The 10,120-nt window shown below is 66.0% G+C and carries 9 protein-coding genes; all 9 read left to right on the forward strand.

The window, feature by feature from the left end; all coding sequences use genetic code 11:
- Position 1 precedes the first annotated feature (1 nt).
- From ACFYOW_RS01675 to nuoK, 9 genes are read left to right on the forward strand one after another with little or no spacing between them, the layout of a single operon-like run.
- Complete coding sequence (locus tag ACFYOW_RS01675) at positions 2-556, forward strand: NADH-quinone oxidoreductase subunit B family protein (protein ID WP_040690435.1); 555 nt, start codon at positions 2-4, stop codon at positions 554-556.
- The gene (locus ACFYOW_RS01680) at positions 553-1,323 is read left to right on the forward strand and encodes an NADH-quinone oxidoreductase subunit C (protein ID WP_387283504.1); all 771 of its coding nucleotides are present in this window, start codon (positions 553-555) and stop codon (positions 1,321-1,323) included. Before ACFYOW_RS01675 ends, ACFYOW_RS01680 begins: the two co-directional genes overlap by 4 nt.
- Positions 1,323-2,657, forward strand: a complete 1,335-nt coding sequence (locus tag ACFYOW_RS01685; RefSeq protein ID WP_387283507.1) for an NADH-quinone oxidoreductase subunit D — start codon at positions 1,323-1,325, stop codon at positions 2,655-2,657. Before ACFYOW_RS01680 ends, ACFYOW_RS01685 begins: the two co-directional genes overlap by 1 nt.
- Positions 2,654-3,361, forward strand: coding sequence for an NADH-quinone oxidoreductase subunit NuoE (gene nuoE, locus ACFYOW_RS01690; protein ID WP_387283509.1), 708 nt, complete (start codon positions 2,654-2,656; stop codon positions 3,359-3,361). The genes ACFYOW_RS01685 and nuoE overlap by 4 nt, the downstream gene beginning before the upstream one ends.
- 2 nt (positions 3,362-3,363) lie before the next feature.
- Positions 3,364-4,677, forward strand: a complete 1,314-nt coding sequence (gene nuoF, locus ACFYOW_RS01695; protein ID WP_387283510.1) for an NADH-quinone oxidoreductase subunit NuoF — start codon at positions 3,364-3,366, stop codon at positions 4,675-4,677.
- Complete coding sequence (locus tag ACFYOW_RS01700; protein ID WP_387283513.1) at positions 4,674-7,142, forward strand: NADH-quinone oxidoreductase subunit G; 2,469 nt, start codon at positions 4,674-4,676, stop codon at positions 7,140-7,142. Before nuoF ends, ACFYOW_RS01700 begins: the two co-directional genes overlap by 4 nt.
- Complete coding sequence (gene nuoH, locus ACFYOW_RS01705) at positions 7,135-8,943, forward strand: NADH-quinone oxidoreductase subunit NuoH (protein WP_387283516.1); 1,809 nt, start codon at positions 7,135-7,137, stop codon at positions 8,941-8,943. The genes ACFYOW_RS01700 and nuoH overlap by 8 nt, the downstream gene beginning before the upstream one ends.
- Positions 8,940-9,824, forward strand: coding sequence for an NADH-quinone oxidoreductase subunit J (locus tag ACFYOW_RS01710; protein ID WP_387283519.1), 885 nt, complete (start codon positions 8,940-8,942; stop codon positions 9,822-9,824). Before nuoH ends, ACFYOW_RS01710 begins: the two co-directional genes overlap by 4 nt.
- The gene (nuoK, locus tag ACFYOW_RS01715; RefSeq protein WP_387283521.1) at positions 9,821-10,120 is read left to right on the forward strand and encodes an NADH-quinone oxidoreductase subunit NuoK; all 300 of its coding nucleotides are present in this window, start codon (positions 9,821-9,823) and stop codon (positions 10,118-10,120) included. The genes ACFYOW_RS01710 and nuoK overlap by 4 nt, the downstream gene beginning before the upstream one ends.

Raw genomic sequence — 10,120 nt, forward strand, 5'->3', positions numbered from 1 at the left:
CATGGGTCTCGAGGAAAAACTGCCCAGCGGCTTTCTGCTGAGCACGGTAGAAGATTTCGCCGGATATCTGCGCAAGGGCTCGCTGTGGCCGGCCACCTTCGGGCTGGCCTGCTGCGCCATCGAGATGATGGCCACCGGCGCAGGACGTTTCGATATCGCCCGCTTCGGAATGGAGGCGTTCCGCGCCTCACCGCGGCAAGCCGACCTGATGATCGTCGCGGGCCGGGTCAGCCAGAAGATGGCACCGGTGCTGCGTCAGGTATACGACCAGATGACCGAACCGAAATGGGTGCTGGCCATGGGCGTTTGCGCGTCCTCGGGCGGCATGTTCAACAACTACGCCATCGTGCAGGGTGTGGACCATGTGGTACCGGTCGATATCTATCTGCCCGGCTGTCCGCCGCGGCCGGAGATGCTGTTGAACGCGATCCTGACGCTGCACGCGAAGATTCAGCAGATGCCACTGGGCGTCAACCGCGAGGAGGCCATCCGTGCCGCCGAAGCGGCGGCGCTGGCGTCCACGCCGACCATCCGGATGGAGGGTCTGCTGCGATGACCTTCGACTCCCCCGAAAATACCGAATCCACGACGCCGCAGGAGTTCGTCGACGCCGCGGCCACCGCGGGCCCGGAAGGCACACCGCCGGAAGCGGATTCGCCGTCAGCCGAGGTGATCGGCGTGCGCCGCGGCATGTTCGGTGTCACCGGCTCCGGCGACACCTCCGGTTACGGCCGTCTGGTCCGTCCAGTGACATTGCCCGGCAGCACCCCGGCCCCGTACGGCGGCTACTTCGACGAGGTCGTCGCCGAATTGCAGGCCGCGCTCAGCGCGGTCCGCGCGAGCTGGGAGACCGTCATCGAGAAGGTGATCGTCTTCCGCGGCGAACTCACCCTGCACGTGCGGCGCGAGCATCTGGTGACGGTCGCCAAGGTGTTACGCGACTACGCCGCATTGCGGTTCGAACTCTGCCTCGGCGTGAACGGCGTGCACTACCCGGACGACGAGGGCCGCGAATTGCACGCGGTCTATCACCTCATGTCCATCACCCACAACCGGCGCCTGCGCGTCGAGGTCTCCGCACCGGACGCCGACCCGCATATCCCGTCGCTGTTCAGCGTTTATCCGACCACCGACTGGCACGAGCGGGAAACCTACGACTTTTTCGGCATCATCTTCGACGGCCACCCATCGCTGACGCGCATCACGATGCCCGACGACTGGCGTGGCCACCCCCAGCGCAAGGACTACCCGCTCGGCGGGATCCCGGTCGAGTACAAGGGCGCGCGTATCCCGCCGCCCGACGAGCGGAGGGCGTACAAGTAATGAACGACATCGACACCCGGCCCGGCGTCCACAACGACACCGGGCGCGAACCCGCTGTGGTCACGGTGGCGGGTCAGGACTGGGACGCGGTCACCGAAACCCTCGACGGCGCGAGTGAGGAACGCATCGTCGTCAATATGGGCCCGCAGCATCCGTCCACGCACGGCGTGCTGCGGCTGATCCTGGAAATCGAGGGCGAGACGGTCACCGAGGCCCGCTGCGGCATCGGCTATCTGCACACCGGCATCGAGAAAAATCTCGAATTCCGGAACTGGGCGCAGGGCACCACCTTCGTCACCCGGATGGACTATCTGTCCCCGTTCTTCAACGAGACGGCGTACTGCCTCGGCGTCGAGCGGCTGCTCGATATCGAGGACCAGATTCCCGAGCGCGCCACCATCGTGCGCGTCATGCTCATGGAGCTCAATCGGATCTCCTCCCATCTGGTCGCGCTGGCGACCGGTGGTATGGAATTGGGCGCTCTGACCCCGATGCTGTTCGGCTTCCGGGAACGCGAGCTGATTCTGGATGTCTTCGAGACCATCACCGGTCTGCGCATGAATCACGCGTACATCCGGCCCGGCGGTCTGGCCCAGGATCTGCCCGACGACGGCGTCACCAAGGTCCGTGAGCTGCTGAAGCTGTTGCCCAAGCGGCTGCGCGATATGGATCATCTGCTCACCCAGAATCCGATCTGGAAGGCACGCACCCAGAACATCGGCTACCTCGATCTCGCAGGCTGCATGGCCCTCGGCATCACCGGTCCGGTGCTGCGTTCGACCGGGCTGCCGCACGATCTGCGCAAGGCAGCGCCGTATTGCGGTTACGAGAACTACGAATTCGATGTGCCCACGACCACCGGCTGTGACTGCTACGGCCGCTACTGGATTCGGGTCGCGGAGATGAAGGAGTCACTCAAGATCGTCGAGCAGTGCCTGGACAAGTTGCGGCCGGGTCCGGTGATGGTGGACGACAAGAAGCTCGCCTGGCCCGCGGACCTGCAGCTGGGGCCGGACGGGCTCGGCAACTCCCCCAAGCACATCGGCCGCATCATGGGCACGTCCATGGAGGGGCTCATCCACCATTTCAAACTCGTCACCGAGGGCATCCGGGTCCCGGCGGGACAGGTGTATGTGGCGGTGGAGTCGCCGCGCGGCGAACTCGGTGTACATATGGTCAGCGACGGCGGCACCCGCCCCTATCGGGTGCACTATCGCGACCCCTCGTTCACGAATCTGCAAGCGGTGGCAGCGATGTGCGAGGGCGGGATGGTCGCCGACGTCATCGCCTCCGTCGCCAGCATCGACCCGGTGATGGGCGGAGTTGACCGATGACCGAGATCCTGTTGAAGCTGTCCACCCGGCCGCAACCTTTCTTGCCGTTCGTGCGCGAGCGATTGGACGTCGATGCCAAGGAGATCATCGCCCGCTATCCGGAGCCGCGCTCGGCGCTGCTACCGCTGCTGCATCTGGTGCAGTCCGAGGAGGGCTGCGTAACCGGAACCGGCATCGAATTCTGCGCCGAACAGCTGGGGCTGACCGGCGCGGAGGTCACCGCGGTGGCGACCTTCTATTCGATGTATCGGCGCACCCCCACCGGCGACTATCACGTCGGTGTCTGCACCAACACGCTCTGCGCGGTGATGGGTGGCGATGCCATTCTCGAAACCCTGCAGCGCCGGCTCGGCATCGGGCACGGCGAGACCTCGGCGGACGGGTCGATCACCCTCGAGCACATCGAATGCAATGCGGCCTGCGATTTCGCGCCGGTGGTAATGGTCAATTGGGAGTTCTTCGACAACCAGACGCCGGAATCGGCTGCCGCACTGGTGGATTCGCTGCGCCGCGGCGAGCAGGTGACACCGACGCGCGGTGCGCCGCTGTGCACGTTCAAACAGACCGCGCGCATCCTCGCGGGCTTCCCGGACGAGCGCCCCGGGGTGCTCGACGGTGCGGCGGGCGAGGCGACGCTGGCCGGTCTGCAGGTTGCACAGGAACAGAATATGCAAGCGCCGGAACCGAAGCCGGGCGAGGAGTGAACATGGCACTGACTCCCGTACTCACCCGGTATTGGGACGACCCGCGGTCGTGGACCATCGAGCACTACCGCGGCCATGACGGCTATCAGGCCATTCGCACGGCCTTGCGGATGGAACCCGACGAGGTCATTCAGACCATCAAGGACGCCGGTCTGCGCGGCCGCGGCGGCGCGGGCTTCCCGACCGGGATGAAATGGAGCTTCATCCCGCAGGGAACTGGCCCGGACGGCGTCACCAAACCGCACTATCTCGTGGTCAATGCCGACGAGTCGGAACCGGGTACCTGCAAGGACATTCCGCTCATGCTGGCCACTCCGCACACCCTCATCGAGGGCGTCATCATCGCGGCGTATGCGATTCGGGCGGCACACGCGTTCATCTATGTGCGCGGCGAGGTCGTGCCGGTGCTGCGGCGGCTGCAGGCCGCGGTCGCGCAGGCATACGCCGCCGGATTCCTCGGGAAGAACATTCTCGGCTCCGGCTACGACCTGGAACTCATCGTGCACGCGGGCGCCGGCGCCTACATCTGCGGTGAGGAAACCGCGCTGCTGGATTCGCTGGAGGGGCGGCGCGGTCAGCCGCGACTGCGGCCACCGTTCCCGGCCGTCGCGGGTCTGTATGCCTGCCCGACGGTGGTCAACAATGTGGAATCCATTGCGAGCGTGCCGCCGATCATCCTGAACGGTACGGCCTGGTTCCGGTCCATGGGCAGTGAGAAGTCACCGGGCTTCACGCTGTACTCGCTGTCGGGGCACGTGGCCCGGCCGGGGCAATACGAAGCGCCACTGGGCATTACGCTGCGCGAACTGCTCGGCTATGCCGGTGGTGTGCGCGCCGGACATCAGGTGAAGTTCTGGACGCCGGGCGGTTCGTCGACGCCGCTGTTCACCGACGAGCATCTCGACGTGCCACTGGACTACGAGGGTGTGGCCGGAGCGGGATCCATGTTGGGCACCAAGGCATTACAGATCTTCGACGACACCACCTGTGTGGTGCGTGCGGTGCTGCGCTGGACCGAGTTCTACGCCCACGAATCCTGTGGCAAGTGCACGCCCTGTCGCGAGGGCACCTACTGGCTCGTCCAACTGCTGAAGCGAATCGAGGCGGGCCGCGGCACCGAATCGGATCTGGAGAAGCTCCTCGATATCAGCGACACCATCAACGGCAAATCGTTCTGCGCACTCGGCGACGGTGCGGCCAGCCCGATCATCTCCTCGCTGAAGTACTTCCGCGAGGAATACGTCGACCATCTGCGGCTCGACGGCTGCCCGTTCGATCCCGCGCGATCCACCGCCTGGGCCGAAGGAGTCCGATGACTGCCACAGTGAACACGAATACCAGCGGACTTGTACCCGCTGACCTGGTCACCGTCACCATCGATGACACCCAGGTGAGTGTGCCCGCGGGCACACTGCTGATCCGGGCCGCCGAACTCATCGGCATCCAGATCCCGCGCTTCTGCGACCACCCGCTGCTGGACCCGGTCGGCGCGTGCCGCCAGTGTCTGGTCGAGGTGGAGGGGCAGCGCAAGCCGGTCGCGTCCTGCACCATGGCCGTCGCCGACGGCATGATCGTGCGCACTCAGCTGACCTCACCTCCGACCGCCAAGACCCAGGAGGGGGTGATGGAGTTGCTGCTCATCAATCACCCCCTCGACTGTCCGGTCTGCGATAAGGGCGGTGAATGCCCGCTGCAGAACCAGGCGATGTCGAGTGGTCGGCCCGAAACCCGGTTCGACGGCGTGAAACGCACTTATCCCAAGCCGATTCCGCTGTCCACGGCGGTGCTGCTGGACCGGGAGCGCTGTGTGCTGTGTGCCCGCTGCACCCGTTTCTCGCAGCAGGTCGCCGGGGATCCGTTCATCGAACTCATGGATCGCGGTGCGCTCGAACAGGTCGGCACCGCACAGGCCGAACCGTTCGACTCCTACTTCTCCGGCAATACCGTGCAGATCTGCCCGGTGGGTGCGCTCACCGGCACCAGCTACCGGTTCCGGGCCCGCCCGTTCGATCTGGTGTCCAGCCCGAGCGTCTGCGAGCACTGCGCATCGGGCTGCGCACAGCGCACCGACCATCGGCGCGGAAAAGTGTTGCGCCGCTTGGCGGGTGATGATCCGCAGGTCAACGAGGAATGGAACTGCGACAAGGGGCGGTGGGCATTCACCTACGCGACCGAACGTGACCGGCTCACCACACCACTGGTGCGCGGCTGGGACGGCAACCTCGCCCCCGCGTCCTGGTCCGAGGCATTGGCCGCCGCAGCCGAGGGTCTGGCGTCGGCCTTCGGCAGTGCGGGCGTACTGGTCGGCGGTCGCGTCACCGAGGAAGACGCCTACGCCTACGCCAAATTCGCCCGAGTTGCCTTGGGCACCAATGACATCGACTTCCGCGCCCGAGTGCATTCGGCCGAAGAGGCGGACTTCCTGGCCGCCCGTATCGCCGGACAGGGGGTCACCGTCGACTACGACGCCCTGGAGAACGCGCCCGTCGTACTTCTGGCCGGACTCGAGCCGGAAGAGGAGTCGCCGATCATCTACCTCCGCCTGCGCAAGGCGGCACGCAAGCGCGGTCTGCCGATCTTCTCGCTCGCCGCTTACTGCTCGCGCGGGCTGGACCGGATGTCGGGCACGCTGTTGCAAGCCGTTCCCGGGGCCGAACCTCATCTGCTCGATGCCATTCGCACCGGCGAGACCGACGACGCCGCTTTGGCGACGGCCGCACAGCTGTTGCGTCAGCCGGGTGCGGTGGTGCTGGTCGGTGAGCGGATGGCCGGAATCCCCGGCGCACTGTCCGCTACGGTCCGGCTCGCCGAAGAAACCGGCGCCGCGTTGGCTTGGGTGCCGCGGCGTGCCGGTGAACGCGGTGCGGTCGAGGCGGGTGCGCTGCCCGGGCTGCTGCCCGGTGGCCGACCGGTCGTGGATCCCCGTGCGCGCCAAGAGGTTCGCACGATCTGGAATGTCGCGGAATTGCCGGTCACCGCCGGCCGCGATACCGCGGCCATTCTGGAGGCCGCCCCGACCTTGGGCGCACTGGTCATCGGCGGCGTCGAGATCGCCGACATGCCGGACCCCAAGGCGGCGCTCGAGGCCATCGATGCCGCTCGCTTCGTGGTCAGCCTGGAGCTGCGGCACAGCGCGGTCACCGAACGCGCCGATGTCGTCTTCCCGGTGGCCTCGGCGATGCAGAAATCCGGCACCTTCCGCACCTGGGAGGGCAGGCCGCGGCAATTCGATGCGGCACTCGGCGATTCGATGGTGCTCCGCGAACCCGCACCACTGTCGGATCAGCGGGTGCTGCAAGCCATCGCGACCGAGATGGCGGTGGCGCTCGGCCTCCCCGATGCCGAATCCGCGCGCGCCGAACTCGCCGAACTCGGGACCTGGGACGGTCCGCCGGTGCCCGCGCCCGCGCATCGGCCGCATCTGGTGACCCAACCCAATCCCGGCACGGCCATCCTGTCCGGCTGGCGCATGCTGCTGGATCAGGGGCGCATGCAGGACGGCGAGCCGAATCTGGCGGGTGTCGCGCGGCCGCCGGTGGTGCGGCTGTCCCCCGTCACCGCTGCCGAAATCGGTGCCGCCGATGACGATCCGATCATCGTCGCCACCGATCGCGGCGCCATCACGCTGCCACTGCTGATCACTGATCTGCCCGATCGGGTGGTGTGGCTGCCGCTGAACTCGCCGGGCTGCTCGGTCAACGAACAGCTCGCCACCCAGCCGGGCGGTGTGGTGCAGCTGCACCGCGCCGACGAGAGGATGAAGGAACACCGCCATGAGTGATCTCTCTCTTTTCGGCCACGACCCGCTGTGGCTCGTCATCGGGAAATCCCTGGCGATCTTCGCCTTCCTGCTGCTCACGCCGATGATGGCGGTGTATCTGGAGCGCAAGATCGTGGCCTGGATGCAGATGCGCATCGGCCCGAACCGGGTCGGCCCCAAGGGCACGCTGCAGGCCGTCGCCGACGGCGTGAAGATGGCGCTGAAGGAAGATATCGTCCCGGCCATCGTCGACAAGCCGATTTTCATTCTGGCGCCGGTCATTTCGGTGGTGCCCGCGTTCATGGCGTTCGCGGTCATCCCGATCGGGCCGGAGGTGTCGATCCTCGGCCACCGGACCGCACTGCAGCTCACCGATCTGCCGGTGGCGGTGCTCTACATCCTGGCCATCACCTCGATCGGCGTGTACGGCATCGTGCTGGCGGGTTGGTCGTCGGGTTCGACATATCCGCTGCTGGGCGGGTTGCGCTCGACCGCGCAGGTGATCTCCTACGAGATCGCGATGGCGTTGTGCTTCGCGACGGTGTTCCTACTCGGCGGCACCATGGCCACCTCCGGGATCGTGAAGGCGCAGGAGGGCACCTGGTACGTGTTCCTGCTGCTGCCGTCGTTCCTGATCTACTGCGTATCGATGGTCGGTGAGACCAACCGTGCGCCGTTCGACCTGCCCGAGGCCGAGGGCGAGCTGGTCGGCGGCTTCCACACCGAATACTCCTCGCTCAAATTCGCCATGTTCATGATGGCCGAATACATCAATATGGCAACGGTTTCCGCGCTCGCCACCACGCTGTTCCTCGGTGGCTGGCACGCACCGTTCCCGATCAACCTGTGGGACGGCGCGAATTCCGGTTGGTGGCCGGCGTTGTGGTTCATCGCCAAGATGTGGACGTTCCTGTTCGTGTTCATCTGGTTGCGCGGCACGCTGCCCCGCCTGCGCTACGACCAGTTCATGAATCTCGGCTGGAAGCTGCTGATTCCGACCTCGCTGCTGTGGGTGATGCTGGTCGCCACCGCCCGGGTGCTGCAGAACGAGGGCTACGAGATCCAGACGCCGCTACTGGTGATCAGCGGAATCATCATTTCCGGACTGATCGTGCTGATGTTCCTGCGGGCCGGACGCAAACAGAGCGCGCCGCCGACAGCCGAGGAACCCGCCTCGGCAGAATCGGGCACCGCGGTCTTCCTGGGCTTCCCGACGCCACCGATGCCGGATCCATCGACGCGGCGCCCGGAACCCAAGGCGGGACTGCTGGAACCGTTGACCGGCTTCGCCGTCACCTTCCTGACCATGTTCAAGAAGCCCAATACCGAATCCTATCCGGAACAGAAGGTGCCGACCGCGCCTCGCTATCACGGCCGCCACCAGCTCAATCGGCATCCGGATGGTCTGGAGAAGTGCATCGGCTGCGAGTTGTGCGCGTGGGCCTGCCCCGCGGACGCGATCTACGTCGAGGGCGCGGACAACACCGAGACCGAACGCTTTTCGCCGGGCGAGCGCTACGGACAGGTCTACCAGATCAACTATCTGCGCTGCATCGGCTGCGGATTGTGCATCGAGGCCTGCCCGACCAGGGCGCTGACCATGACCAACGAGTACGAGATGGCCGATGACAATCGCGCCGATCTGATCTACGAGAAGGACCGGCTGCTCGCCCCGTTGCAGCCCGGTATGACCGCACCGCCGCACGCGATGTATCCCGGTGCGACGGAAGGCGATTACTACCGCGGCAATGTCCCCGGCGGTGACAGCGGTGCGGATCCCAGGGAGCCCGCCGCCGCGGGCGCGGAAGGAGGCGCGCGGTGACCGAATTCATTGTGGCCGCCCAAACATTGGCGGCAGAGCCACTGACCCACACCTCCACCGGCGAGGCCGTGCAATTCTGGATCCTCGGCCCGCTCGCCGTGATCGGCGCGCTCGGCATGGTTTTCGCGGGCAAGGCCGTGCATTCGGCGATCTGCCTGGCCGCCACCATGATCGTGCTCGCGACCTTCTATATGGCACAGGACGCGCTGTTCCTCGGCGTCGTGCAGATCGTCGTCTACACCGGCGCGGTCATGATGCTGTTCCTGTTCGTGCTCATGCTGGTCGGCGTCGACTCCCCCGAATCGCTCGGGGAAACACTGCGCGGGCAGCGGCTCGCCGCGGCCGCGGTCGGTCTCGGCTTCGGGCTGCTGCTGATCAGTGGTATCGCCAACGGCATCCGCAACTCCGGAATCACCTATCCGGCAAAGGGATTCGCATATCAAGACGTGATCGGCCGACTCGCCGAACTGATCTTCGTCCGCTATGTGTGGGCCTTCGAACTCACCGGCGCACTGCTCATCACCGCCACCATCGGCGCGATGATTCTGGCGCACCGGGAGAATTTCGGGCCGCGCTTGGATCAGCGGGAGCTCTCGCGCCGCCGCTTCCGCAGCGCCTACGACCCGGCCCGGCCCTCCGATCGCGCGACCCCGCTGCCGACGCCCGGTGTGTACGCCAGGCACAACGCGGTCGATATTCCGGCGCGGCTGCCGGACGGATCCTTCGAGGAGCTGTCGGTCAGCACCATCCTGCGGCATCGCCGCACCAGGGCGCTCACCGAGGCGGCGGTCATCTCGGTCGGCACCACCCCGACCTTCGCCTCGGAGGTCGAGGAGCCCGAAACCCCCGCCCGTGAGGCAGACGAGGAAGGCAAGCGGTGAATCCTGAGAACTACCTGTTCCTGTCCGCCCTGCTGTTCACCATCGGCGCGGCCGGTGTGCTGCTGCGGCGCAACGCCATTGTGGTGTTCATGTGCATCGAGCTGATGCTCAATGCGGTCAATCTCACCTTCGTCACCTTCGCCAGGCTGCATTCGAATCTGGATGGTCAGGTGTTCGCGTTCTTCACCATGGTGGTGGCCGCGGCCGAAGTCGTTGTCGGACTGGCCATCATCATGACCATCTTCCGCACCCGCCGTTCGACCTCGGTCGACGACGCCAACCTGCTGAAGTTCTGA

This window comes from Nocardia sp. NPDC006982 (assembly GCF_042869435.1).
Classification (GTDB): domain Bacteria; phylum Actinomycetota; class Actinomycetes; order Mycobacteriales; family Mycobacteriaceae; genus Nocardia.